The sequence below is a fragment of the Streptomyces lichenis genome (genome assembly GCF_023218175.1).
GTDB classification, from domain to species: domain Bacteria; phylum Actinomycetota; class Actinomycetes; order Streptomycetales; family Streptomycetaceae; genus Streptomyces; species Streptomyces lichenis.
The window spans coordinates 112,372-137,714 of record NZ_JALPTH010000020.1 but is presented as its reverse complement, the minus strand read 5'-3'; the positions used below and the strand labels follow the sequence as shown (position 1 = coordinate 137,714).

Genomic DNA, 25,343 nt, shown 5'->3' with positions numbered 1-25,343 from the left:
GGCGGTGCGGGCCGCGCTCCGGGGACGACCGGCGGTACGGGGGGAGGGGGAGATCCACGGTCGACGTCGGCGACCAGGGGTGGGGCCGTCGCGTCGCACCGCGGTGCGCGGAGACCGGGGTGGCGACAGTCGACACTTCTACGTGGACCGGCAAACCACCGTCAAGGGACTCTGAAGCAAAATGATTGATACGTCCGCAAGACAAGCAGAACCGACCATCCCGCGGTGGGCGCCCGGCGCCTCGGGTCAGGCGGACCCGCGCCACACCGGGCGCCCGGCGCCTCGGGTCAGGCGCCGCGCTGCACCGGGATCCGGGTGGCGAGCCCCGCCAGCTGGCCGACCAGGTCCCCGAACGGCCCGTCGGCCGGCTCGTCGGCGAGGATGCGCACCAGCAGGCCCGCCATCTCCTCGTCATAGGCCGCGCTCACCGCCGCCAGCGCCGCGAAGTCGTGCACCAGCTGCAACTCCAGCTCCGTGCGCGGCACCCGGCGCCCGTCCAGCCACAGCAGCGCCGTGGACTCCGCCAGCGACACCCAGGACCGTACGCACAACTCCAGCCGCGCCGACGGGGTCCCGACCTCCAGATGGGCCAGGATCTGCTCGTACGCGGCCTGCCGCACCTCCGCGATCATCGCGTTGGTGGCGGTCGAACCCACTGCCGGACCGCCCCGCATCAGCGCCGCGAAGCCGGGCCCGTGGTCCTCCACGAAGTCGAAGAACCGCCCCATCACCCGCCGCAGCCGCGCCCCCAGCGGCCCCGTGCGCGGCTCGCTGAACCGCGCCGCCAACTCGTCGGCGGCCCGCCGCAGCGCCGCCTCGTACAGGCTCTGCTTGCCGGGGAAGTAGTGGTAGACCAGCGGCCGGGAGATACCCGCGGCGGCGGCGATCTCGTCGATGGAGACCTCGTCCGGCGACCGCTTGCTGAACAGCTCCAGGGCCACCCCGATCAGCTGCCGCCTGCGCTCCTCGACGCCCATTCTGCGCCGCACCCCGCTCGTCATACGGCCAGCCTAACCGCAGCCCCCCGTCCCCTCCCCGCACACCGTCCGTTACGCTCCGGCCACATGAGCGCACTGCCCGAGGACACCCCGGACCCCACCGCGCCCGCCTCCGCCAAGGGCCTGACCCCGCGCCAGGCCCGCCTGCTCCGTATCACCGCCGCCTCCCTCCTCCTGGTCGCCCTCGCCGTCGTCCTGGTCCTCCGCCTCGCCTCCCGCACCTCCGTCCTGGTCGTCGGCGTCTACGGCCTCGCCATGGTGCTGTGCGGAGTCGTCATCGAGCTGAGCCGCAACGGCCGCACCAGGTTGGGCAGTTGGCTGCTGGGTGTGGGCCTGGTCGCGGCCCTGGCGGCGGACTGGCTGCTGCTGCCGTAGGCGGCGGTGCGGTGGCCGCGGCGCGGACGGACGGCGAAGGCGCCCGCCCCCAGGACGCCTACAGGTCCAGCACCAGCCGCTCCCCGGCGCAGCGTGAGACGCACAGGAGCATGGAGTCGGCCCGCTCCTCCTCCGTGAGGAGTTCGTCGCGGTGGTCCACCTCGCCCGCCAGCACCGTCTGGCGGCAGGTGCCGCAGAAGCCCTGCTCGCAGGAGTAGGTGAGGTGGGGGAGCTCGGCACGTACGGCGGACAGCAGGGACTGGCCGGCGGCGACCGGCAGGGTGCGGCCGGAGCGGCGCAGTTCGACGGTGAAGGGGCGGCCGGCCCCGCCCGCCGCCGGGGCGAACCGCTCCAGTCGGGGCGCCATCCCGGGCGGTAGGGCGGATGCGACGGCCGCCATCAGGCCTTCCGGGCCGCAGCAGTAGACGGTCGTTGCCGGGGTGGTGGAGGAGAGGAAGGCCAGGTCGGGCAGGCCCGACTCGTCCTCGGGGGCTACGGTGACCCGGCCGCTGCTGCCCAGAGTCATGAGCTCATCGAGGAACGGCATGGTCGCCCGGGAGCGGCCGCAGTAGAGCAGCCGCCAGTCGGCGCCGGCGGCCTCGGCGGCGCGGACCATGGGGAGGACGGGGGTGATGCCGATGCCGCCGGCCACGAAGAGGTACGACTCCGACTCCACCAGCGGGAAGCGGTTGCGCGGGCCCCGGAACTCGACCTCGCCGCCCTCGTGGAGCCGGTCGTGCACCTCCCGGGAGCCGCCCCGGCCGCCGGGCACCAGCCGGGTGGCGACGGTGTAGGAGGTGGAGTCGGCCGGGTCGCCGCACAGGGAGAACTGGCGGACCAGTCCGGAGGGCAGGACGAGGTCGAGATGGGCGCCGGGCTGCCAGGGCGGAAGCTGCCGGCCTTCCAGCCGGAGCTGGACGACGCCCTCGGCGGGGGTGGTCCGCTCGGCTATCCGGAGACGGCGGCGGACGGTGGGGGAGCGGTCGCCGCGCCCGGACACCGGTTCGTCCAGGGCGGGCAGCGGCCACAGCGGGGCGGCCTGGATGCGCCGGCGCATGGCCCGCTTGGCGAGGACGGCCGCTCCGGCGGCGAGGACCACCGTGTGGAGGCGGGGTGTCATCGGGCTCCCTCCGGACCGGGGGCGTTCGCGGCCGGGGAGGAGGCGAGATAGGCGACCGCCTGGGCGGTGCTGCCCTCCTGGGAGGGGTGGTACGAGCGGCTGAGGTAGGTCGGGATGGAGCGCAGCATGGCGGGGGTGGACGGCAGTACGCCCTGCCGCCCGCGCCGGACGAAGTCGCCGACCGTGGCCCGCCGGGAGGAACCGGCGGGCAGCGCCGGGTCGTTGGCCATGAAGAACCGGGTCCCGCGCTGCCAGAGGAACACCAGCGCGGCGAACGCGGTGGCCCAGGTCCTGGCCCGCCGCCGGTAGCCGCCGTCCACATGCATGAACAGGTCGAAGGCGACCGACCGGTGCTCCACCTCCTCCGCGCCGTGCCAGCGCAGCAGGTCCAGCATCATCGGATCGGCCCCCCGCCGGTCCAACTCCTCGGCGTTCAGCACCCAGTCGCCGAGGAACGCCGTGTAGTGCTCGATCGCCGCGATCAGCGCCACCCGCTCCATCAGCCACCACCGCCGGGCCTTCCCCGGGGGCAGCGCCCGGTCGCCGAGCAGCTTCTCGAACAGCCAGTCCACCTCGGCGGTGTACGGGGTGGGGTCGAGCCCCAGCCGGCGCAGCTGCGGCAGCACGTCGTCATGCGCCTGCGCGTGCATCGCCTCCTGGCCGATGAAGCCGATCACGTCCGCGTGCAGCCGCTCGTCCCTGATGTACGGCAGCACCTGCCGGTAGACATGGACGAACCAGCGCTCGCCGGCCGGCAGCAGCAGATGGAGCACATTGATGGTGTGCGTGGTGAACGGGTCACCGGGCACCCAGTGCAGCGGGGTGTCCGCCCAGTCGAAGGAGACCTTCCGGGCCTTCAGCTCGACCCGGTCACGGTCCTGGACATCGAAAGGACCGTCCTCCGCCGCGTGCGTGTGAGACATGGCGTCAATGTACTGAGGGGTAGGGGGACATACCAGAGGCGTGCACCGGGTTCCCGGGGCACGCCTCCGTACGGCACGACGGGGGTCACCGCAGCGAGACGATGTCCTTGCCGCTCTCCAGCTTCCCGGCCAGCTCCACCGGCTCGGTGGGCTTGGCGTCCAGCTCCAGCGCCATCCGCCGCCCCTCACCGGTGCCGGTCGCGCCGCCCGACGCGGACACCGTCGCCACCTCCTGGCTGCCCGCCGCCAGCAGGTACCAGGGGGCGTCCGCCCCGCTGCCCGGCACCCGCCACAGCACCCCCGCCAGCACCTGCGGCGCCCGCGCACCGCAGGCCGGGGAGTCGTCGCCCTTGGCGGCCGGCACCCCCGTACCCGTGCCCGGCGCCTGGAACTGGGCCAGCACCTTCACCCCGCTGCCCCGCCAGGTCTCCGCCCGGGTGCAGAGCCAGGCCGCGCGGCCCACCTCGCCCGGCAGCGTCTGCTCCGCGTACCGCCAGGAGTTCACCGACCGCACCCCCGCCGCCCGCACCGAGGGCAGCAGGCAGGCCGTCCGCGCCCACTCCGCCCGGGACCGGGCGTCCGAGACATCCACCGGCGCCGACGGGGGCCCGGAGGTCAGCCGGGCCGGCAGCAGCTCCCCGAGATCGGTCAGCGTCCGCGTACCACCGCCCTCGCGCACCTCCAGCACATCCCACACCTTGCACTGCGAGGGGGCCACCGGGCTCGGCACCGGATCGGTCACCCCCTGGGCGTCCCGCCGCACCGGCCGGGACTCACCGACCACCCCGCCCAGCAGGTCCCGGGCGCTCACCCCGCTCACCCACGGGGCCGTCAGATAGCGGACGTTGGCGTCGGTACGGCCCACCACCAGGGCGCTCGCCCCCACCGCGTCCGCCCCGTCGGCGCGGGCGAAGTCCAGCGCCACCTCCGGGCCGCCCGCCGGCGCGCCGTCCACCGGCTCCGCGTACCGCACCACCCGCAGCCCGTCGTGGAACAGCACCACCCGCGCCCGGTCCACCTCCCCGGCGAACAGCAGCTGCGGCGGTCCCATCGGCGGACCGGGCGGGGTCCCCGGCGTCGCCGACGCGGCCACCGTGCCACCCGGCCGCGTCCACACCGCCAGCGCCCGCCGCAGCAGCGCGGTGTCCCGGGTCAGCCCGCCGCGCGCCGGCCACACCGAGAAGTCGGTACGCGCCGAGCGCTGCCACACCGAGGGCGCCACCTTCCGCAGGTTCACCGGGTCGAGCGCCGCCTCCACCGCCGCGTTGCGCGCGTACGGCGGCGCCGCCGCCCCGTCCGGGCCCCAGCCCTCACCCGGCAGCCCCAGCAGCGTCCCCGCCACCACGGCGGCGGCCAGCGCGGCGAGCGCGGCCCGCCCGTGCTGGCGCCGCCGCATCAGATCGGTCGGCCGGGCCTGGAGCGAACACGGGTCGAACTCCGGCGACCGCAGCAGCGCCTGCCCGGCCTCCGCGCCCACCCGGTCCGCCTCCGCCACCGCCGCCGCCGGATCGGCCACCCCGGCCGCCGACAGCACCCGGTGCGCCTCCGCGTCGCCCAGCCGCTCCAGACCGCGCAGCGCGTACGCCGCCCGGCCCGCCCCGGACAGCTCCGACAGCCGCTGGTCCAGGGCCAGTTCCTCCGCGCCGCCCGCGCGCGGGAAGAGCCGCAGCCCCCACACCCGGGGCAGCAGCGGCGGCAGCTGCGACCGCTTCGGCCACGCCCGCCAGCCCAGCGGCACCCCCGCGTCCAGCGCCTGGCGGACCACCTCCACCCGGATCAGCGCGTACCCGGCGTCCACCGCGCCCCCGGCCGGCTCCCCGGCGCGCCGCTGCCCCGGCATGGCGCCGCTCGCCGGGGTGGTGCGGCGGCGCGGCAGCGAGCGCTGCACCAGCGCGTGCGCGGTCAGCACCCGGCGGTTGCGCCCGAGCCCCGACGGCAGGACCAGATAGGCGAGGCGGACGAGGTCCGGGTAGTGCTCGACGAGCGCCGCCTCGGCCTGGCCGACGTCGACGGGGGAGGGGGATGGCGCGGGGGCGGCGATGTCCTGGGTGCTCACTTTCAGCAGAACGAGCGATGGGCGGTTCGGTCACCTGGCCCAGCCCCGACCAGCGTCGCAGGGTCAGCTTGGCGGTGACTCGCCCGTGTGGACGGCGGTGACGGGCCGTTCACCCTCGGGCCCGAACTCCGCCCGCACCTCCCAGCGGAGCCGCCCGGGGCCGGGGGCGGTGGCGAGGGGGAAGCGGACGGTGGCCGAGGCGGCCGGCGCCAGCGGGGCCAGCGCCGCGTCCGGGCGGCCGGTGGTGGCCGGGGCGGCCAGGGTGAGCCGGACCGGCCCGGTGGCCCGCAGCCCGGAGGCGTTCCGGAAGGTGACCGCCAGCGCCCGCCCCTCGGCACGCACCGCCACCTCGCCCTGGTACGGGGCCCGGGCCAGCGTCTCGTACACCCGCCGCGCGGTGCGGTACGGGTCACCCGCCGGCCGCACCGGATACGGCTCCGTGCCCCGGGTCCACGCCTCCTCGCTCGCGTACCAGTCGAAGGCGCGCGGCGCCCGGCCCGCCGCCAAGGCGTCCGCCAGCTCGTCCAGGTACGCCCGCCAGCGCGGCAGATACACCTCCCCGAGCAGCCCGGACCAGTCCCGGTTGGCGTACCCGGCGAGCCTCCCGCCGTCGGCGGTGGGCCGGTCCGCCCAACTGGTCAGCAGCACCCTGGCCGTCCGCTCCTGCCCCGCCCGCCGCGCCTCGGCCAGCCACGGCCCCAGCAGGAAGGCCCGGTGGCAGCCCGCCGTCTCCTCGGCCAGCCGCAGCAGCCGCAGCCACCACCGCGACAGCTCCCCGAACGCGGCCCGGTCGGCGCGGCCATGGGCCGCCCGCAGCTGACCGATCAGCAGCCAGGAGCGGTTGGCCAGCACCTGCCGGGTGAGGTCGGTGAGGTCGTAGCGGTACGCGTCGGAGTTCCGCAGCTCCTCGCGTACGGCGAGCAGCGCGCTGAACGCCCGCTCGAAAGGGGGCAGTTCGTAGGCGGGGGAGTGGGTGGCGTAGTGGGTGCCCGAGGCGGCGTCCAGGCTGGGCCGGGCCACCAGGATCGAGTCATGCGGGCGGCCGTCCCGGCTGGTGATCCGGTACGCGGTCTCCCGCAGCACTGCCATGGTCTCCCGGGCCCGCGAATCCCCGTCATCCCCGCCGTAACGGAAGTCCGCGTACCCGTCGAACCAAGCCGCCCGGTCCACCGGCTCGCGCCGCCAGGCCAGTTCGGAGAACAGCTCGAACGCCGCCGGGTCCCGCTCGCCCGCCTCCGGCAGGAACGCCGTCCCCACCAGCGCCGACCCGGCCCGGTCCCGCCAGGCCGTGAACCGCTCGGTCCAGACGTGCGTCCGGGCGCCCAGCGTGGTCCGCCCGCCGAAGTTGGGGATGGTGCCGAAGGCGTACGGCGTGCTGCCCCAGTCCCGCTCCCGGTCGGTGACCGCCTCCAGATCGGAGCGCCCGTCCACCACCAGGGTCCGCCGCCGGTCCAGCACGTCCAGCAGCTCCCGGCGCGGGTTGGCCTGCCAGCCCAGCAGCACCCACACCGCCTCCGGGCGGGCCGCCCGCAGCGCCGCCTCGATCGCCCGCCCGGCCGCCGCCACCGGCACATCCCCGGTCGCACCGCCCTCATGCAGCGGATCCATCTTGAACAACCGTGCCTCACCGAAGAGTTCGGCCTGGTGCCGGTAGAAGGAGGCCGCCACCGACCGGAAGGCAAGAGTTCGGGGATCGAGCCAGTCGGGTCGCTTCAGCCCGGCCCAGACGCCCTGCGGCACGGTCCGGGCGTCCGTGCCCGGATTGCGGGCGGCGAAGCCGTCCGGGACCGTGCCGAAGAAGCCCGGCAGCACCGGCGCCATCCCCAGCTCCCGCAGCCGGCCGGTGATCCGCCGCCCCAACTCCACCCGGGCAGCCAGTAGTTCAGGCGTCACCGGGCCGCCGTAGCCGCTCATGTTCTGCAGCAGCCACCACGGCTGGTGCGAGGGCGCCGGCAGCCAGGCCCGGGCCTCCGCGTCCGGGTAGCCGAACTCCCGCAGCATCCGGTGGTACACCGCCTCCTGCCCGACGGTGACCAGCACCTCGTTGAAGCCGTGCAGGGCCAGCACGTCGATCAGCCGCTCCCAGCGGGCCCAGTCGGCGTACGGGGAGGTGTAGCCGTCATGGGTGTCGTTGCCGAAGAACCGGTGCGCCACGGTGGCCTCCCGGTCCAGCGCGGTACGGCTGCGGTCCGGGCCGGGCAGGGTGTCCGGCAGCCGCGTCTGCCCGCCCGCCCAGGAGAGATGGGCCCCGCAGGCGTACTTGAGATACCAGTGGACGCCGGTCAGCACGGCCGCCGGGCCGGTCCCGGCCACCTCGATCCGCCCCGGCACCCCGGTCACCCGGAAGCGGTCGGCTCCGCCGGCCACCTCCAGAGCCGTCAGCCGGAACTGCTCGGCGTGGCGGTCCGGCAGCAGCCGCCGCAGCGCCGCCCGGGCCGCCGCCATCCCGCCGTCCGGCGCTTCGGGGGCGGTACGGGGACGGGCCCGGGCCGCCGCCTCGGTGCCGCTCCCGGCGGCCGGCAGGGACACCGCCCCGGCCGCGCCCAGCAGGGTGCGCCGGGACAGCGGCGTACCGCTCGACGGCCGTCCTCGGGTGAGGGGTGGTTCCGGCAGCTCGTACACGGCGGCGCTCCTTCCGCTGGCCCCCCTTGGGCTGTTCCCTGGCTGTCCGTCAGGCACGTGCGCTGCCGAACGTTACCCGCGGTTGCCCTGTGGGGCGGGGGGACGAGGCGGCACCATGGCCGGATGCGTACCGAACGAACACGTCCGGCCCTGCTGACCGCCGCGCTCGCGGCCCTCGCCCTGCCGATACTCGGCGCCTGCGACGCGGGCGGTGGCGCTCCCGCGGCCGGCGTCCCGGCCTCGCCCAGCCCGGCCACGGGCACCCTGGAGCAGCTCGCCGCCAAGGTGGACTGCGAGCCCAACATCCAGACCGACGCGGAGGAGATCCGCCAGGCCAACTGCGCGACCGACGACGGCACATACGTGCTGGCCACCTTCGCCACCGACCGCGGCCAGCGGGAGTGGATCAACGAGGCCAACGACTACGGCGGCTCGTATCTGGTGGGCCGCAAGTGGGTCGCGGTCGGCGACGAGAAGGCGGTGGAAGCGCTGCGCGGCCGGCTCGGAGGTGCGGTGGAGACCGCCTCGCCGCACCACCAGGAGGAGCCCGGCGGTGGCAGTGGGGGGAGCGAGGAGCACGAGGGTCACCAGGGGCACGGCACGAGCTGACCGCGCAGGTCTGAGGGGCGTCCCCGACGAAACAGCGGGGCCCGCCCGGTCGAAGCACCGGCCGGGCGGCCCCGCCCGAGGGGTGCCCGGCATCGGTACGCATCGGTACGCAGCCGTTCGGGGCCCTGGTGACCGCTCACCAGGGCCCCTCGCGGTTCGGCGGGCCCGGCCGGGCCCGGTCAGGCGCAGCGGCGTCCGCTGTTGACGCAGTTCACCAGCTGGCGCATCAGCCGGTTGTCGAAGACGTTGATGAAGTCCCCGTGGTCGGTCACCGGCTTGTGCAGCTGCTCCGGGAAGGAGTCCACCGCGAAGACGGTCCCCGGCGGAACGTCGTAGACGATCCGCTGCACCAGCTGCGGGATGGCCCGGAAGCCCTGTGGGCAGCGGCCGTTGGCGCCGGCGAAGGCGACATGGGTGCGGTGGTTGGCGCTGTCGGTGTTCTGCCCGTCCCAGCAGCTCTGGAAGGTGAAGGTGCGCACCACGTCGCTGCCCTGCGGGCAGATCGGGTACTTGTCCTTGAGCTGCCGGTTCTCGAAGCCGGTGCAGCTCCAGGAGGCGTTGGCGTTGGCGGTGCCGTTGGTGAAGGCCTTGGCGTCACCGGTGATGATCCGCAGGAAGCGCGGCATGGCGGTGACCCGGGACACCGGGGAGCCGGTGAAGTTCAGGGTGACCTGGGCGGGGGTGAGGATCTCGCCCACGTTCCGGTCGCGGCCGCCGCCGTCCGCGTCGGCGTCGTTCTCGTTCTGCCCGTTCTGCAGTCGCAGCACCGGCCAGTAGTAGGTGGAGCGGTCGCCCTGGTTGCGGCAGGTGGTGGCGCCGTCCGCCAGGTCGTCGTCGCTGGCGAAGGCGTCGTTCGCCTGGTTGCCGACGTAGTCGTGCATATGGTGGGCTCCGTTGCTCACCCCGGGCGCCACGATGACGTTGTCCGGGTTGAACTTGCCGTTCTCGTTGCGCCCGCAGTCGGTGGTGAACGTCCCCCGGGAGGCGCCGCGCAGCTTCCGCGGCTGGCGGACGTTGGGCCGTACGGACTGGATGTCCACGAAGTCGGAGGCGACCGGCCCGTTCCCGCCCTGTCCCTGTCCCTGACCTTGGCCTTGCCCCTGGCCCTGCCCCTGTCCCTGGCCCGGCGGCTGCCCCTGCCCTTGGTTCTGCCCTTGGCCCTGGCCCTGCCCCTGCCCGTTCTGGGTCTTCACCTGGGTGCTGTCGTCCGAACGCAGGGTGCAGGAGGCCAGCGCCTCCAGGCCCTGGGGGCGCTGGGCCACCCGGTCGATGGCGATCACGATCCGCCCGATCGCGGCGGTCCGCTTGTCCTTCAGCGGACGCAGGATCGCGTTGTCCGCATACGACCCGTCCCGCTGGACCTGGTCCTTCTCCTCGGCGAACCGTTGGTAGGCCTGGGTGATCTGGCTGTCCATCGCCGCGAGTTCCTGGTCCACCTCGACGCGGGCCCGGTCCGGCACCGCGCGCAGCCCGTTGGCCACCTCGGGGCAGTCGATGGTCGACAACTGCTGGGCGGCGGTGATGACCGGGCGCTGCTGCTGCGGCGCCCGGCCCCAGCCCTGGCCCGCGGAGGCGTACACATTGGCCGCGATCACCCCGCCGCCGCCCAGTACCAGGGCAGCCGAGGCGGCGATCGCCCGGTTGGCCAGTTTCGAGCGTTTTCTGTTGCGTCCCATGGAACTCCAATCCTGGGCGGGGGGAACCGCGCCGTTCCATACGGACGGGACGCCTGCGGCGTTCAACGGCCAGGGGGACTGGTGCGAAGCCGTACCGGAGGCCGTGCCCCCGGGTCCCCGGTCCCGGGTCGGGTCAGTGACCCAGCGCCGCCGCCTCCTGCTCGGGGCTCACCCCGACCTCGGGCCGGTCCGGCCGCTGCGGGGCCGCGCCGCCCAGTTCCCGCAGCCACGCCCAGGTGTCGGCGACCGTCTCCTCGACGGGCCGGCAGACCAGCCCCGCCGCGAGCGCCCGGCTCACATCGCCACGGTGCATCGCGTCGTGCAGCTCACCGGGCGGCAGCCACACCGGCAGCCCGCTCCACGGCTCGATACCGGCCGCGAGCACGGCCTCCGGGTCGGTCCAGCGCAGCTCCGCGTCCGAGCCGGTGGCCTTGACGCATGCCTCCAGCAGCCCGCCCATGGTGGCGTACCCGGGCGGGGAGACCAGGTTGTACGGGCCGGTGCGGCCGGCCGCCGCCGCGTCCAGCAGCCATCCGGCCAGGTCCCGTACGTCGATGTACTGCACGGGCAGTTCACGGGGACCCGGCGCGAGGACCGGCCCACCGCGGGCGATCCGGCCCAGCCACCACGGCAGCCGGCCGATGTTCTCCCACGGTCCCAGGATCAGCCCCGCCCGGGCCAGCAGCACCCGCTCGGCCCCGAACTCCCGTTCCGCCGCCAGCTCCCCGCCCCGCTTGACCTCCGCGTACGGCCCGTCGCCGGTCGAGTCGGCCGCCGAGTCGGCCACGTCCACCAGCGGCCCGTCCTCCGCGAGCCCGGCGGGTGCGGGCCAGGCGTAGACGCTCCGGCTGGAGACATACGTGTAGTGGCGCGCCCGCCCGGCGAGCAGCCGTGCGGCGTCCCGTACCGCCACCGGCGCGCCCGACCAGGTGTCCACCACCAGGTCCCAGTCGCCCTCGGCCAGCGCGGCCGGCCCACCCCCGGCCGTCCGGTCGCCGTGCAGTGACTCCACCCCCGCGGGCGGCTCATGGCGGCCCCGGTGGAACACCGTCACCCGCCAGCCCCGCGCCGTGCCGGCCTCGGCGACCGCCCGCCCGACGAACTCCGTACCACCCAGTATCAGCAGCTTCACCCCGCCGAGCCTGCCACCGCCGCCCGCGCCCCGAACAGCCCTTTCGCCAGTGGTGGAACCGGCACCGGGGCCCGGCTCCCTCCGTTCGCGGCGGAACGGGTGGCTCCACCACTCACCCACCGGGATGGCAGCATGGGCGCACCATGACGGACACCCGGTCGCCGCTGCGCGCCCTGCGAGCCGCGCTGTTCGCAGCGGTATGCGTCACCTTGGCCGCGGTGGGGCATTCGTCCATGTCCGCGCATGATGTCCCGTCGGCCTCGCTGCTTCTCGCCTTCGCCGCCACCAGCGCCCTGGCCTGGACCGCGGCCGGCCGGCGACGAGGCGCGGTCCGCATCGGCGCGGCGCTGGTCGCCGCCCAGGCCGGGCTGCACACCGTGTTCGGCCTCGGACAGGGCCACGGCCATCTCCCCGCCCACCCGCACCCGAACCATGCCCATGTCCATGAGGCGATGGCGGTCACCGGCTCCGCCGCCGACGGGCCGTTCGGCGAACTAGCGACCGTGCTGCACTCCGGTACGACCCCGGGGATGGCCGCCGCCCATCTGCTGGCCGCCGCCGTCTGCGCGCTCTGGCTCGCCCGGGGCGAAGCCGCCTTCTTCCTTCTCGCCCGGACGCTCGCCGACCTCGCCTTCGCCCCCTGGCGGCCGCGGCCCACCGCCGTGGTGCCGCCGGAGCCCCCGCGGCCGCCGCGGCCCCGGGCCCGTACCCCTCGCCGCCACCGCGGCGTGGTCCTGGCGCACACCCTCTCCCGGCGCGGGCCACCCGTCCTGCCCGCACCCCGAGCCACGGTCCCCGCCGCCGCGTACCTCTGACGCGTCCGCCCGGGGCCGCTTCCCCCTGCCGCCCCGCGCGCCCCACCGGTGACGACACCCGTGCACCGGCTCGCGCGCCGGGCGCAGACCACGCCGACACCCAGGACGGTCATGTCCATCGACGACGCCCGCATGCCCTCCGGCATGCCCGCCGCCCCCCTCCCCGAATCCGCCACCACCCAGGGCTCCGGAACCTGGGCGGCCCTGCGCCCTCTCCTCCTCCGGCTGCACTTCTACGCCGGGATCCTGATAGCCCCCCTGCTGCTGGTCGCCGCGCTCAGCGGCATGCTCTACGCCCTCTCCTACCAGGCCGAGAAGGTCGTCTACCGGCATGAGCTGTACGTCCCGGTCGGCGAGAGGACCCTGCCGCTCGGCGAACAGGTCGAGGCCGCCCGCGCCGCCCACCCGGACAGCACCGTGACCGCCGTCTGGCCCTCACCGGAGGCGGGCGCCACCACCCGGGTGCTGATGGCCGACCCCGAACTGGCGGAGGGCGTCCAGCTCGCCGTCTTCGTGGACCCGTACACCGCCGAGGTACGCGGTGACCTGCCGAGCTACGGCAGCAGCGGCGCCCTGCCGCTGCGCACCTGGCTCTCCCGCCTCCACGTCGATCTGCACCTGGGCGAGCTGGGCCGCAACTACAGCGAGATGGCGGCCAGTTGGATGTGGGTGGTGGCGCTGGGCGGGCTCGCCCTGTGGATCGGCCGCCGCCGCACCGGGCGCCGCTCCCTCGCCGTACCCGAGCGCGGGCTCACCGGCCGCCGCCGCACCCTGTCCTGGCACGGCGCGGTCGGGCTGTGGGCGGTGGCCGGGCTGGTGCTGCTCTCCGCCACCGGACTGACCTGGTCCCGGTACGCGGGCGAGAACATCGACGCGGTCCGCTCCCAGCTCGGCGGGGCCACCCCGGCCGTCTCCGCCGCCCTGGACGGGGCCGCCCCGGGCGGCGGCGGACACGAGGGGCACGGCGCCGGCCATCAGCCCGACCCGGCCGCCTCCGCCGGACCCGACATCGGCATCGACCGGGCCGTGGAGGCGGCCCGGGCCGCCGGGGTGGACGGCGGCAGCCTCGCGGTCACCCTGCCGGCCGAGGGGCAGGCCTATGTCGTCAAGCAGACCGACACCGCCTTCCCGGTCCAGCTGGACTCGGTGGCCGTCGACCCGGCGGACGGCCGGATCACCGACCGACTCCGCTTCAGCGACTTCCCGTTGCTCGCCAAGCTGACCCGCTACGGCATCGACGCCCATATGGGTGTGCTGTTCGGCCTGCCCAACCAGCTCGCCCTGGCCGCCCTGATGGCGGCCCTGGTCCTGCTGATCGTCTGGGGCTACCGGATGTGGTGGCAGCGCGGCCCGGTGAAGGGGCGGAGCTCCGGCCCCGGCCGCCCGGCCCGGCGGGGCGCCTGGCGCCGGGTGCCCGCGACCCTGCTGCTGCCGCTGGCCGCGGTCGCCGCGCTGACCGGCTGGTTCGTCCCGATGCTGGGCCTGAGCCTGCTGGCCTTCCTGGTGGTGGACGCGGCCGTGGGCGCTGTCACCGCCCGCCGCGACCGGCCCGGCCCGGGAGCGGCGACCCCGTCCCGTACCGGCTGACCGGCAGGGACGAAGCCGGCGGGTGGCGGAGGTACCGCCCTCCGCCACCCGCCGAACTACCCCCTCAGGGCGTGTACTTGTAACCGACCCGCCGCACCGTCTGGATGGTGTGGCGGTGCTCGGCGCCCAGCTTCCGGCGCAGTCGGGCGACATGGACGTCCACCGTCCGCCCGTCGCCCACATGCCCGTACCCCCACACCGTGGTCACCAGCTGGTCACGGGTGTGCACCCGGTGCGGGTTGGCCACCAGATGGGCCAGCAGCTCGAACTCCAGATACGTCAGGTCCAGCGCCCGCCCGTCTACCAGGGCGGTGCGCCGCTCACCGTCGATGGTCACCGGCCCGTCGCCGACCGGGTCGCCGGCAGGACCGGGCGCCTCGGCCCCGGCGGCCGGGACCAGCACCAGATAGCCGACCATCGGCGGCTGCCCGGGCAGCGCGGGTACGGCGTTGGGAGGAGCCGGCAGCCAGGTGGCGCCGGGGGCCAGCAGCTCGCTGACGTCCACCGCCTCCACCGCCTCGTCCCGGCCCACCGCGCGCAGTCTGCGCCCGGGGAACGGGGCGGCGGGGGAGGGAGCCAGAGGGGGCTCGGCAGGAGCGGTCGCGGCGGACGAACGGACGGGAAGCGTACGGGTGTTGGGCATGGGGATCAGCTCTTTCGCGGCGCGGAGGGACGAGGGAGTACGTCGTGGCGCGGCGGCGAGAGGGCGTCCTGCGGTGGACGGCCCACCAGACGACCGGACCGCGGACCCGGAGATTGCGGGGCGGCGGTGCGGAACGGGCGGGTGGGGCGAGGTGACCGAGGAGTCTCTCAGCAGGCCGGCGCGTGCGTCGCGCGGCAACAGACCCGGTCGAAGTCGTCATGCTGACGGGTAGGCCAGAACGGCATGAGGTCGCTGCGACCCGTCGCGGTGCTCTGAATGCTGGCCATGACACCTATTGAACCAGATCCGGGGCCTCCCGTAACCGCCCATGACCGAAAGCGGCTTGTCCGTACCGGTCCAGCCGGGAGACTTGTCCGCACCGGCCCATCCGTCGTCCCACAGCGCGAAGGCGCCCACCGCGCACCACGCGGCGGACGCCTCCCCCCTTCCCCCACGGCTTAGACCTGCCCGGCCTTCTCCAGCGCCGTGCAGCAGGTGTCCACCAGCAGCCGGGTCACTACATACGGGTCGACGTTGGCGTTGGGGCGGCGGTCCTCGATGTAGCCCTTGCCGTCCTGCTCGACCTGCCAGGGGATGCGCACCGAGGCGCCGCGGTCGGAGACGCCGTAGCTGTACTCGTTCCACGGGGCGGTCTCGTGCAGCCCGGTCAGCCGGTCGTCGATGCCGGCCCCGTAGTTCTTGACGTGGTCCAGCGGCTTGGAGCCCTCGCCCAGCGACTCGCAGGCGGTGATGATCGCCTCGTAGCCCTCGCGCATCGCCCGGGTGGAGAAGTTGGTGTGCGCCCCGGCGCCGTTCCAGTCGCCCTTCACCGGCTTGGGGTCGAGGGTCGCGGAGACCTTGAAGTCCTCGGCGGTGCGGTACAGCAGCCAGCGGGCCACCCAGAGCTGGTCGGAGACCTCCAGCGGGGCCAGCGGGCCGACCTGGAACTCCCACTGCCCGGGCATGACCTCGGCGTTGATGCCGGAGATCCCGAGGTCGGCGGCGAGGCAGTTCTCCAGGTGGGCCTCCACCACGTCCCGGCCGAAGATCTCGTCGGCGCCGACACCGCAGTAGTAGCCGCCCTGCGGGGCCGGGAAGCCGCCGGCCGGGAAGCCGAGGGGCCGCTCGCCGTCGAAGAAGGTGTACTCCTGCTCGATGCCGAAGATCGGCTCCTGCGCGGTGAACCTCTCCGCCACCTCGGCCAGCGCGGCCCGCGTGTTCGAGACATGCGGGGTCAGGTCCGTGTTCAGCACCTCGCACAGCACCAGCACGTGCTCGCCGCCGCGGATCGGGTCCGGGCAGGAGAACACCGGCCGCAGCACCCGGTCCGAGGCGTGCCCCTCGGCCTGGTTCGTGCTGGAGCCGTCGAAGCCCCAGATCGGCAGGGCGTCCACACCGTCGACGGGAGCGGCCAGGATCTTCGTCTTGGAGCGCAGCTTGGCGGTCGGCTCGGTGCCGTCGATCCAGATGTACTCGGCCTTGATGCTCACGACAACCTCATCCTTCGCGGGTGCAGCGGTATGCGCGCAGCCTGGCAACAGGGCGTTTCCCGGCCGTTGCCCGACGATGAACCCCGTGTTACCCGGTGGCCAGCCGAAAGGAGCCCCGGGCACCCACCCGTGCGCGATTGTCGTACGAACGGACGTACCCCGGGCACACTGACCCCATGAGCACCTCCTCTCCCTTCCGTATCGGGCTTCTCGGCACCGGTCCGTGGGCCGGCCACACCCACGCCCCGGTACTCGCGGCGCACCCCGGGGTGCACTTCACCGGGGTGTGGGGCCGGCGCCCCGAGGCGGCCGCCGAGCTCGCCGCGACCCATGGCACCCGCGCCTACGAGGACGTGGACGCGCTGATCGCCGACTGCGACGCGCTCGCCTTCGCGCTGCCCCCGGACGTGCAGGCGCCGCTCGCCGCCCGGGCCGCCGAGGCCGGCCGCCATCTGCTGCTGGACAAGCCGGTGGCCACCACCGTGGCCGCCGCCCGCGAGGTCACCGAGGCCGCCGAGCGGTCCGGCGCCGCCTCCGTGGTCTTCTGCACCCTGCGCTTCGCCCCCGACACCGCGCCCTGGATCGAGCAGCAGGCCGCGCTCGGCGGCTGGTACCTGGCCCAGGCCCACTGGCTGGGCTCCCTCTTCGCGGCCGGCTCCGGCAGCGAGTACGCGGCCTCCCCCTGGCGCCGCGCCAAGGGCGCCCTCTGGGACGTCGGCCCGCATGTGCTCTCCGTACTGCTCCCCGTCCTGGGCGAGGTGACGGACCTCTCCGCCGCCGTCACCGACCCGGACGGCGGCCGCCACCTGGTCCTGCGGCACGCCTCGGGCGCCACCGCCACGGCCTCCATGAGCCTCAGCGCCCCGCCCAGGGCCGCGCACGCCGGCATCGAACTGTTCGGCGAGCACGGCCGCGCGGCCCTCCCCTCCTGGGCGGGTGCCACCGACGCCCTGCACGCCGCCGTGGACGCCCTGCTCACCGCCGCCCGCACCGGCCGCCCCCACCCCTGCGACGCCCGCTTCGGCCTCCGCCTCACCGAACTCCTCGCCACCGCCGACCCCGCCTGACACTGCCGTTCCAGGCCTCCAAACCCTCCCTCACCAGGGCGAATTGTCAGTCCCCACCAGTAGAATGGAGACACTGAGCAGGGGCCCGGGGGAGGGCCCCGCACCGCGTACCAGGAGGTCGCCGATGGCCGTAGCCACCCTCACGACCCTGCCCGCAGCCCGCATCGAGCCGTCCACCAAGCAGCCGCTCCCTGCGGGCCTGCCCCGCGAGTGGTACATCACCCACAACCGCCGCCTGAAGGCGATGCGCCTCGCCATCGCCCTGCTCGACGCGGGCGTCTACCACCCCGCCGCCGCCGACGACGACACCATCCACGCCACCGCCACCCGCATAGGCGTCCACCCCCCGTCCCCCACCACCTGCCGCCTCGTCCGCACCCTCATCTACACCGGCTGACCCACCCCACTCCCGTTCCGCCCCTGCCCGCGCCCACCCGGCACGGCCAGGGGCGCGTGCGGTGCCCGCCCTGGCCGGGCCAGGGCGGGCGACGCACGCCAAGGCCGCCCTGATGGTCTCCGCCGGGTCGGGCGCCGGGATGGCGAGCTGTCGTGGCGGGACGGGGAGCCCTCGGAAACGCCGAAGGCCGCCACCCCCACACGAGCGGGGGCGGCGGCCTTCGTGCAAGCCTCGCGGCTTAGATGTCGAAGTAGAGCTCGAACTCGTGCGGGTGGGGGCGGAGCTGGATCGGGGCGATCTCGCTGGTGCGCTTGTAGTCGATCCAGGTCTCGATCAGGTCGGAGGTGAAGACACCGCCGGCCTGGAGGTACTCGTTGTCCTGCTCCAGGGCGTCGAGGACGGCGGGCAGGGAGGTCGGGACCTGGGGGACGCCCGCGTGCTCCTCGGGGGCGAGCTCGTAGAGGTCCTTGTCGATCGGCTCGGCCGGCTCGATCTTGTTCTTGATGCCGTCCAGGCCCGCGAGGAGGAGGGCCGAGAAGGCCAGGTACGGGTTGGAGGACGGGTCCGGGGCGCGGAACTCGACGCGCTTGGCCTTCGGGTTCGAGCCGGTGATCGGGATACGCATCGCGGCCGAGCGGTTGCGCTGCGAGTAGACCAGGTTGACCGGGGCCTCGAAGCCGGGGACCAGGCGGTGGTAGGAGTTCACCGTCGGGTTGGTGAAGGCCAGCAGCGACGGGGCGTGCTTGAGGATGCCGCCGATGTAGTAGCGGGCGGTGTCCGAGAGGCCCGCGTAGCCCTGCTCGTCGTAGAAGAGCGGCTCGCCGCCGGTCCACAGGGACTGGTGGACGTGCATGCCGGAGCCGTTGTCGCCGAAGATCGGCTTCGGCATGAAGGTCGCGGTCTTGCCGTTGCGCCAGGCGACGTTCTTCACGATGTACTTGAAGAGCATCAGGTCGTCGGCCGCGGCCAGCAGGGTGTTGAACTTGTAGTTGATCTCCGCCTGGCCGGCGGTGCCCACCTCGTGGTGCTGGCGCTCGACCTGGAGGCCGGACTTCTCCAGCTCCAGGGAGATCTCGGCGCGCAGGTCGGCGAAGTGGTCGACCGGCGGGGCCGGGAAGTAGCCGCCCTTGTAGCGGACCTTGTACCCGCGGTTGTCCTCCACCGCGCCGGTGTTCCAGGCGCCCGCCTCGGAGTCGATGTGGTAGAAGCCCTCGTTGGCGGCGGTGTTGAAGCGCACCGAGTCGAAGACGTAGAACTCGGCCTCGGGCCCGAAGAACGCGGTGTCCGCGATGCCGGTGGAGGCGAGGTAGGCCTCCGCCTTCTTGGCGATGTTGCGCGGGTCGCGGCTGTACTGCTCGCCCGTGATCGGGTCGTGGATGAAGAAGTTGATGTTCAGCGTGGCGTCCCGGCGGAACGGGTCCAGGCGGGCCGTGGACAGGTCGGCGCGCAGCGCCATGTCCGACTCGTGGATGGCCTGGAAACCGCGGATCGACGAGCCGTCGAAGGCCAGCTCCTCGGCCGGGTCGAACGCCTTGGCCGGGATCGTGAAGTGCTGCATCACACCCGGCAGGTCGCAGAACCTGACGTCCACGAACTTGACGTCGTTGTCCGCGATGAACTTCTTGGCTTCGTCGGCGTTCCGGAACATCCAACTCCTCCTACTCCCACCCGGGAGCGGGCGGGCTTGCAGCTCGGTCGTGCGGCCAGTGCGGTGGCACACGCTGGTCCCGACCTTAGGGACGCGGGATTTCTCAAGCATGACCCATTTGTTTCGCCCAAGTTAACCGGAGGGAGGGCCGCCGTGCCCACCGCCACCCCTCCGCCGCCCCCGCCCGCGGACCGGCGCCGACCCGGGCGGAAGTGATCGAAACCGGGCGCAGTACCGTGGTCGGGTGGACAACAGGCAAGCAATCGGATCGTGGCTCTCCGGGCCGCGCGCGGCCGCCGAGGAGATGGGCGCCGACTTCGGCTACCGGGGCCGGCGGCTCGGTCTGCCGGAACAGGGGCCCGGCTCCCTCGCCCCGCTCGGGCGGCGCTTCGGCGCGATCTTCACCGACTGGGCGCTGTGCATGCTGATCGCCTACGGTCTCATCGCCCGCGGCGACAGCGGCACCGTGGTCGGCAACTGGGCCGTGGCCGTGCTCTTCGCCCTCAGTGTGCTCACCGTCGGCACCGTCGGCGCCACACCGGGCAAGCGGCTGTTCGGGCTGCGGGTCATCTCGGTGGAGGGCGACCGCCTCGGCGCCGGCCGCGCGATTCTGCGCAGCGCGCTGCTCTGCCTGGCGCTGCCGGCCCTGATCTGGGACCGGGACGGGCGCGGGCTGCACGACCGGCTGGCGCGGGCGGTGCAGGTCCGGGGCTGAGCGCCCGGGAGACGGCACGGCGGAGGGCGCCCGATCACCGATCGGGCGCCCTCCGCCGTACTCGAAGCCGTACCGCCGCGTATGCGCCGCTCAGCGCATCTTGCCGCCGCGCGGCATCCGCATGCCGCCACGGCCGGGCATCGGGCCCTTCGGCATCGGCATGTTGCTCATCAGGTCGCCCATCGCCCGCAGCCGGTCGTTGGTGGCGGTCACCTGGGGGCCGGCCAGCACCCGGGGCAGCTTCAGCAGGGTGGTGCGCAGCTTCTTCAGCGGCACCTGGCCCTCGTCGTTGCCGATCACGAAGTCGTGCACCGGGACATCCACGACGATCCGGGCCATCCGCCTCTTCTCCGCGGCCAGCAGGGTGCGCAGCCGGTTCGGGTTGCCCTCGGCGATCAGCACGATGCCGGCCTTGCCGACCGCGCGGTGGACGACGTCCTGGTTGCGGTTCATCGCCACCGCCGGGGTGGTCGTCCAGCCCCGGCCGATGTTCTGCAGCACCGCGGCCGCCGCGCCCGGCTGGCCCTCCATCTGGCCGAAGGCGGCCCGCTCGGCGCGCCGGCCGAAGACGATCGCCATCGCCAGGAAGGCCAGCAGGAAGCCGAGGATGCCCAGATAGACCGGGTGTCCGATCAGGAAGCCGATCGCGAGGAGGACGCCGAAGACGACGACTCCCACGCCCGCGACGACAAGACCGACCTTCGGGTCGGCCTTTCGGGTCATCTTGTACGTCAGAGCGATCTGCTTCAGTCGCCCGGGATTCGCGGTCGCGTCAGCGCTGTCCGCTTGTGCCTTCCTCGCCATGCTGTGAAGTTTACGTGGCGCGCGGCCCGCGCTCCCGCGCGGCCTCCAGTACGTGCTGGGCCTCCACCCGGTCCTGGGCCCGGCGGCGGTCCTCCAGGACGGAGGTCCAGGCGTTGCGGCGGGCGGTGCGCTGCCCGGCCCCCAGCAGCAGCGCCTCGACGGCCCGCAGCGCGCCGGTGACGGTCACGGCGGGGAGCGGTGCGGCGGCGAGCGTACGGGAGGGGGAGGGCGCGGCGGTACGGGACGGGGCGGGGGCCGCGCTCCTCGCCTCGCGGATGTCGCGTACGCGTGGGGTGACTGCGGGTGCCGGAGTCGGGGCCTGCATGTCGGGAGCCTCCCTGGGGCGCGGTGCTGGAGGTCCGCCGGTGCTGGGCCGGCGGGCGGGTGGAAGCCGGCGCGGGCGTCGGCGGATGCGGAACGCGAGCGGGGCACGGCTCCGATTCCGCGGCGACCTGTGCGCGGAGCGTGCGTCCATCGTCACAGAACGGTGTTACCAGGACGTGACCTACCGGTCAAACGCGGATGACGGAACGGTTCTGCCGGGGGAAGGGGGAGGCCGGAGGGCGGAACGCGGACGGCGCGGGCCGCGCGCCCCTCACCTGGGGGTTGCGCGGCCCGCGCCGTCGCGGGGCTCTGCCGCCGCCTTGTCCGCCGTACGTCCGCTGTGTGGCGATTCACACCGCCGCCGGACGCCGCCGGGGCGGGCGCGGTACGGGTCAGGCGGCGTCGGCGGCCTGGTTGCGGGCCTCCATCGCCTGCTGGAACAGCCGGCCGGCCCGGTACGAGGAGCGCACCAGCGGGCCGGACATCACACCGGAGTAGCCGATCTGGTCGGCCTCGTCCTTCAGCTCCACGAACTCCTGCGGCTTCACCCAGCGCTCCACCGGGTGGTGGCGCACGGAGGGGCGCAGGTACTGGGTGATGGTGATCAGCTCGCAGCCGGCCTCGTGCAGGTGGCGCAGCGCCTCGCTGACCTCCTCGCGGGTCTCGCCCATGCCCAGAATGAGGTTCGACTTGGTCACCAGGCCGGCCTCGCGGGCCCGGGTGATGACCTCCAGCGACCGCTCGTAGCGGAAGCCGGGGCGGATCCGCTTGAAGATCCGCGGCACCGTCTCCACGTTGTGCGCCAGCACCTCGGGGCGGGAGGAGAAGACCTCGGCCAGCTGCTCGGGCACCGCGTTGAAGTCGGGGATCAGCAGCTCGACCTTGGTGTGGCCGCCCTCGCGCTCGCCGGTCATGGCGTGGATCTGCCGCACGGTCTCCGCGTACAGCCAGGCGCCGCCGTCCTCCAGGTCGTCGCGGGCCACGCCGGTGATGGTGGCGTAGTTGAGGTCCATGGTCACCACGGACTCGCCGACCCGGCGCGGCTCGTCGCGGTCCAGGGCCTGCGGCTTGCCGGTGTCGATCTGGCAGAAGTCGCAGCGCCGGGTGCACTGGTCACCGCCGATGAGGAAGGTGGCCTCGCGGTCCTCCCAGCACTCGAAGATGTTGGGACAGCCCGCTTCCTGGCAGACCGTGTGCAGCCCCTCGCTCTTGACGAGCTTCTGGAGCTGGTTGTACTCGGGGCCCATCTTCGCCCGGGTCTTGATCCACTCGGGCTTGCGCTCGATGGGGGTCTGGCTGTTCCGGACCTCCAGGCGCAGCATCTTGCGTCCGTCGGGTGCGACTGCGGACACGGCTGGCTCCTACGGCTTCGATTCCACGGCGAACACCAGGGTACGCCCGGTAAAAATGTGGTCCTCCTGAGGGCAACCGGGACTGGGTACGGGGCATTCCCCCGAGCCGGCCCCGGTCCCGTACCGGAGGGCGGGCCCTAAGCGGGCGCCGGGGCGGCCGGTGCCGCCTCCTCGATCTCGCGGGGCCGCAGCTCGGCGTTCTCCAGGACGTCCTGCAGATGCCGCTCCACCACCGGCAGCACCTCGGCGATCGTCACCTCCCGGCCCAGCTCGTTCGCCAGCGAGGTGACGCCCGCGTCCCGGATGCCGCAGGGCACGATCCGGTCGAACCAGGTGTTGTCCGGGCTCACGTTGATCGCGAAGCCGTGCATGGTGACGCCCTTGGCGACCCGGATGCCGATGGCCGCCAGCTTGCGGTCCTCGCGGCGCTGCCCGGCGTTGGAGGGGGCGTACTCGGGGCCGTTCAGCCGCGGATCGAACTCCTCGTCCGTCAGCCGGGGGTCGAAGTCCAGGGAGAGGCCGCCGAGCGCCGGGCGCTGCTCGACCGGGTCGCCCAGCACCCACACCCCGCTGCGGCCCTCCACCCGGGTGGTGGCCACGCCGAAATCGGCCGCCGTGCGGATCAGGGCCTCCTCCAGCCGCCGGACATGGGCGACCACGTCCACCGGACGCGGCAGCTTCATGATCGGGTAGCCCACCAGCTGGCCGGGGCCATGCCAGGTGATCTTGCCGCCGCGGTCCACGTCCACCACCGGCGTACCGTCCAGGGGGCGCTCGCTGTCGAGTGTGCGCCGCCCCGCGGTGTAGACCGGCGGGTGCTCCAGCAGCAGGCAGGTGTCGGGCACTTCGTCGGCGAACCGCGCGGCGTGCACCTCGCGCTGCATGTCCCAGGCCCGCCGGTACTCGACGGCCTCCGGGCCGAAGCCCACATGGACGAATCGCAGCTCACTCACGGCAACGCCTCCCTACGAACGTGCGGCAGCACTTGCAGCGTGCATCCATCGCCGCCCGTGCCACTGTACGGCGGCCCCGGGGCGGCCGGACGGCCAGGTGGATGCCGTCTTCCTCACCGCCGTGCCGGCACCCGGTCCTCCGCTCGGTCCGTCCTCAGCCCGTCAGCGGCGCCCTCAATCCTCACACGATCGGATGAATGCGGGGCGAAGGCGGCGGTACCGACGCCGACGGCGGTTAAGTTCGCGCCGTTCCCGGGGGTCCGCAACCCCACCGGAAGGGCCCCCGGCGCGGCGGGCCCCCACCGGGAAGGCACAGCACGGCAAGTCAGGAGAGCGCACAGCCGATGACGGACCGACCCTCGCAGCGCACCCCCAACCGCCGGCTCGCCGCCCTCATCGCCGAAGCCGGCTTCTCGCACGCGGGACTGGCCAGAAGGGTCGACCAGCTCGGACTCGAACACGGCCTCGACCTCCGCTACGACAAGACCTCCGTCACCCGCTGGCTCCGCGGCCAGCAGCCCCGGGGCACCACCCCGGCCCTCATCGCCGAGGTCTTCACCCGCCGCCTCGGCCGCCGGCTCACCGCGCAGGACCTCGGCCTGGACGCCTGCGCCCCGGTCTACGCGGGGCTGGAGTTCGCGGCCACCCCCGAGGAGGCCGTGGACATCGTCAGCGGACTGTGGCGCAAGGACTCCGGCAGCCACAGCGAACTGCGGAAGATCACCTTCACCCCGGCCGGTCTGGTGGTGCCCAGCCGGGACTGGCTGATCGGCCGCGCCGACGAACGCGTCGGCCGGATCGACCCCCCGGCGCCCCCTGCCTCCGCCGCCCGGGTGCCGGCCCAGGGCGGCCCCCAGGACGGCCGCCCGTACCCGACGACCGCCGCCGAAGCCGCCGCCCCGGTGCCGCCGCCCGCCGGCCGTACGCCCGCCCTCGGCCGGCCGGGGCTGCCAGGCCATCCGGCCCCCGCCGCCCGTATGCCCGCCTCCCTCGCGCCGGCCGCTTTACCCGCCACCCCCCCCCCCCCCCCCGCCGTTCCCACCGTTCCCGGGGCGGCCCGGGCGGGCCTGCCCCGGCAGCGCTCCACCGACCGCGGCCCCGGCCAGCGGGTCACCGCGGGGGACGTCGGCGCGCTGCGGTCGGTCGGCGACCTGTTCCGGGCCCTCGACCACGCCTACGGCGGCGGCCACGCCCGCCAGGCCCTGGTCCGCTATCTGGAGCACGAGGCCGAGCCGATGCTGCGCGGGGTGTACGGGGAGACCACCGGGCGCCGGCTGTTCGGCGCCGTCGCCGACCTGACCCGGCTGGCCGGCTGGACCTCGTACGACATCGCCGCCCACGGCCTGGCCCAGCGCTACTTCGTCCAGGCGCTGCGGCTCGCCCAGGCCGCCGGGGACCGCGCCTACGGCAGCTATGTCCTGGTCACCATGAGCCGCCAGGCCGTCTACCTCGGCCACGGCCGGGAGGCCGTGCAGCTCGCCCGGGTCGCCCAGCAGGGCGTCGGCACCGCGCCGCCCGCCGTACTGGCCCTGCTGCACTCCGCCGAGGCCCGCGGGCACGCCGTCCTCGGCGACGCCCGCGCCTGCACCGCCTCCCTCACCCGGGCGGAACGGGCGCTGGACACCGCCCGCCCCGGTGACGACACCCCGCACTGGGGGCGGGCCTTCGACGAGGCGCAGCTCGCCGCCGACGCCGCGCACTGCCACCGCGACATGCACCAGTACCGCCCCGCCGCCCAGCACGCCGAACGCTCCCTCCAGCTGCGCGCCCCCGCGTTCGCCCGCAGCCGGCTGTTCAGCCGGGTCGTCCTCGCCACCGCCCGGCTCGGCCTCGGCGAACTCGACCACGCCTGCGCCCTGGGCGCCGAGGCCGCCCAGCAGGCCACCGAGATGCGCTCGGCCCGCGCCACCGAGTACGTCCGCGACTTCGAGCGCCGCCTGGAGCCCTACCGCGACGCCGCCCCCGTCCGCACCTACCGCGACCGCGTGGGCGCCCTGGGGTAGGGCGGGGCGGGGCGGGGTGCGGTTGCGGAGGCCG

21 protein-coding genes and 1 pseudogene are annotated in these 25,343 nt (G+C 74.3%); 8 read left to right on the top strand and 14 right to left on the bottom strand.

The window, feature by feature from the left end; translation table 11 throughout:
* Positions 1–287 precede the first annotated feature (287 nt).
* On the bottom strand, positions 288–1,001 hold the full coding sequence (locus M1O15_RS20705) for a TetR/AcrR family transcriptional regulator (RefSeq protein ID WP_248635580.1): 714 nt from the start codon (positions 999–1,001) through the stop codon (positions 288–290).
* A gap of 63 nt (positions 1,002–1,064) precedes the next feature.
* Here M1O15_RS20705 and M1O15_RS20700 point away from each other — a divergent pair, with 63 nt between their 5' ends.
* The gene (locus tag M1O15_RS20700; RefSeq protein WP_248635579.1) at positions 1,065–1,373 is read left to right on the top strand and encodes a hypothetical protein; all 309 of its coding nucleotides are present in this window, start codon (positions 1,065–1,067) and stop codon (positions 1,371–1,373) included.
* Positions 1,374–1,431: 58 nt separating this feature from the next.
* Here M1O15_RS20700 and M1O15_RS20695 read toward each other — a convergent pair whose 3' ends face one another.
* From M1O15_RS20695 to M1O15_RS20680, 4 genes and pseudogenes are all read right to left on the bottom strand, one after another.
* Positions 1,432–2,493: a PDR/VanB family oxidoreductase gene (locus M1O15_RS20695; RefSeq protein WP_248635578.1), complete on the bottom strand. Its 1,062-nt coding sequence runs from the start codon at positions 2,491–2,493 to the stop codon at positions 1,432–1,434.
* Positions 2,490–3,416: a metal-dependent hydrolase gene (locus M1O15_RS20690; RefSeq protein WP_248635577.1), complete on the bottom strand. Its 927-nt coding sequence runs from the start codon at positions 3,414–3,416 to the stop codon at positions 2,490–2,492. Before M1O15_RS20690 ends, M1O15_RS20695 begins: the two co-directional genes overlap by 4 nt.
* An 85-nt stretch (positions 3,417–3,501) precedes the next feature.
* The gene (locus tag M1O15_RS20685) at positions 3,502–5,472 is read right to left on the bottom strand and encodes a hypothetical protein (protein WP_248635576.1); all 1,971 of its coding nucleotides are present in this window, start codon (positions 5,470–5,472) and stop codon (positions 3,502–3,504) included.
* An 81-nt stretch (positions 5,473–5,553) separates the two neighbouring features.
* Positions 5,554–8,019, bottom strand: a pseudogene (locus M1O15_RS20680) (alpha-N-acetylglucosaminidase); the annotation flags it as partial.
* A gap of 198 nt (positions 8,020–8,217) precedes the next feature.
* Between M1O15_RS20680 and M1O15_RS20675 the strand changes: the two are divergent.
* Positions 8,218–8,703, top strand: coding sequence for a hypothetical protein (locus M1O15_RS20675; protein ID WP_248635575.1), 486 nt, complete (start codon positions 8,218–8,220; stop codon positions 8,701–8,703).
* Positions 8,704–8,882: 179 nt separating this feature from the next.
* On the opposite strand, the gene M1O15_RS20670 is transcribed toward M1O15_RS20675, so the two are convergent.
* Positions 8,883–10,379: a DUF1996 domain-containing protein gene (locus M1O15_RS20670; RefSeq protein WP_248635574.1), complete on the bottom strand. Its 1,497-nt coding sequence runs from the start codon at positions 10,377–10,379 to the stop codon at positions 8,883–8,885.
* 133 nt (positions 10,380–10,512) lie between these two features.
* Positions 10,513–11,511 carry a Rossmann-fold NAD(P)-binding domain-containing protein gene (locus M1O15_RS20665; protein WP_248635573.1) on the bottom strand — a complete coding sequence of 333 codons (999 nt, stop codon included), beginning with the start codon at positions 11,509–11,511 and terminating at the stop codon, positions 10,513–10,515.
* Positions 11,512–11,654: 143 nt separating this feature from the next.
* Between M1O15_RS20665 and M1O15_RS20660 the strand changes: the two genes are divergently transcribed.
* Positions 11,655–12,326, top strand: coding sequence for a hypothetical protein (locus tag M1O15_RS20660; RefSeq protein WP_248635572.1), 672 nt, complete (start codon positions 11,655–11,657; stop codon positions 12,324–12,326).
* 111 nt (positions 12,327–12,437) lie between these two features.
* Entirely contained in the window at positions 12,438–13,913 is a 1,476-nt protein-coding gene (locus tag M1O15_RS20655) for a PepSY-associated TM helix domain-containing protein (protein ID WP_372499519.1), read from the top strand.
* A 64-nt stretch (positions 13,914–13,977) separates the two neighbouring features.
* Here the strand turns inward: M1O15_RS20655 and M1O15_RS20650 are convergent, their stop codons facing one another.
* Both M1O15_RS20650 and glnII read right to left on the bottom strand, forming a co-directional pair.
* Complete coding sequence (locus M1O15_RS20650) at positions 13,978–14,556, bottom strand: winged helix-turn-helix domain-containing protein (protein ID WP_248635571.1); 579 nt, start codon at positions 14,554–14,556, stop codon at positions 13,978–13,980.
* Between the two features lie 458 nt (positions 14,557–15,014).
* Positions 15,015–16,046 (bottom strand): glutamine synthetase, encoded by a 1,032-nt coding sequence (glnII, locus tag M1O15_RS20645; RefSeq protein ID WP_248635570.1) that lies wholly within the window; start codon positions 16,044–16,046, stop codon positions 15,015–15,017.
* Positions 16,047–16,222: 176 nt separating this feature from the next.
* On the opposite strand from glnII, the gene M1O15_RS20640 reads away from it, so the two are divergent.
* Both M1O15_RS20640 and M1O15_RS20635 read left to right on the top strand, forming a co-directional pair.
* Positions 16,223–17,113 carry a Gfo/Idh/MocA family protein gene (locus tag M1O15_RS20640; RefSeq protein ID WP_248635569.1) on the top strand — a complete coding sequence of 297 codons (891 nt, stop codon included), beginning with the start codon at positions 16,223–16,225 and terminating at the stop codon, positions 17,111–17,113.
* Between the two features lie 124 nt (positions 17,114–17,237).
* Positions 17,238–17,510 carry a hypothetical protein gene (locus M1O15_RS20635; protein WP_248635568.1) on the top strand — a complete coding sequence of 91 codons (273 nt, stop codon included), beginning with the start codon at positions 17,238–17,240 and terminating at the stop codon, positions 17,508–17,510.
* 238 nt (positions 17,511–17,748) lie between these two features.
* On the opposite strand, the gene glnA is transcribed toward M1O15_RS20635, so the two are convergent.
* On the bottom strand, positions 17,749–19,158 hold the full coding sequence (glnA, locus tag M1O15_RS20630; RefSeq protein ID WP_248635567.1) for a type I glutamate--ammonia ligase: 1,410 nt from the start codon (positions 19,156–19,158) through the stop codon (positions 17,749–17,751).
* A 244-nt stretch (positions 19,159–19,402) separates the two neighbouring features.
* Between glnA and M1O15_RS20625 the strand changes: the two genes are divergently transcribed.
* The gene (locus M1O15_RS20625; RefSeq protein WP_248635566.1) at positions 19,403–19,873 is read left to right on the top strand and encodes an RDD family protein; all 471 of its coding nucleotides are present in this window, start codon (positions 19,403–19,405) and stop codon (positions 19,871–19,873) included.
* 90 nt (positions 19,874–19,963) lie between these two features.
* On the opposite strand, the gene M1O15_RS20620 is transcribed toward M1O15_RS20625, so the two are convergent.
* From M1O15_RS20620 to lipB, 4 genes are all read right to left on the bottom strand, one after another.
* Complete coding sequence (locus M1O15_RS20620) at positions 19,964–20,677, bottom strand: DUF4191 domain-containing protein (protein ID WP_248635565.1); 714 nt, start codon at positions 20,675–20,677, stop codon at positions 19,964–19,966.
* A 10-nt stretch (positions 20,678–20,687) separates the two neighbouring features.
* Positions 20,688–21,002: an SCO2195 family GlnR-regulated protein gene (locus tag M1O15_RS20615; protein WP_248635597.1), complete on the bottom strand. Its 315-nt coding sequence runs from the start codon at positions 21,000–21,002 to the stop codon at positions 20,688–20,690.
* A gap of 391 nt (positions 21,003–21,393) precedes the next feature.
* Positions 21,394–22,353 carry a lipoyl synthase gene (lipA, locus tag M1O15_RS20610; protein ID WP_248635564.1) on the bottom strand — a complete coding sequence of 320 codons (960 nt, stop codon included), beginning with the start codon at positions 22,351–22,353 and terminating at the stop codon, positions 21,394–21,396.
* Between the two features lie 137 nt (positions 22,354–22,490).
* Entirely contained in the window at positions 22,491–23,306 is an 816-nt protein-coding gene (lipB, locus tag M1O15_RS20605) for a lipoyl(octanoyl) transferase LipB (protein WP_248635563.1), read from the bottom strand.
* Positions 23,307–23,650: 344 nt separating this feature from the next.
* On the opposite strand from lipB, the gene M1O15_RS20600 reads away from it, so the two are divergent.
* Positions 23,651–25,309, top strand: a complete 1,659-nt coding sequence (locus M1O15_RS20600) for an NsdA family TPR-like regulatory protein (RefSeq protein ID WP_248635562.1) — start codon at positions 23,651–23,653, stop codon at positions 25,307–25,309.
* Positions 25,310–25,343: the final 34 nt, after the last annotated feature.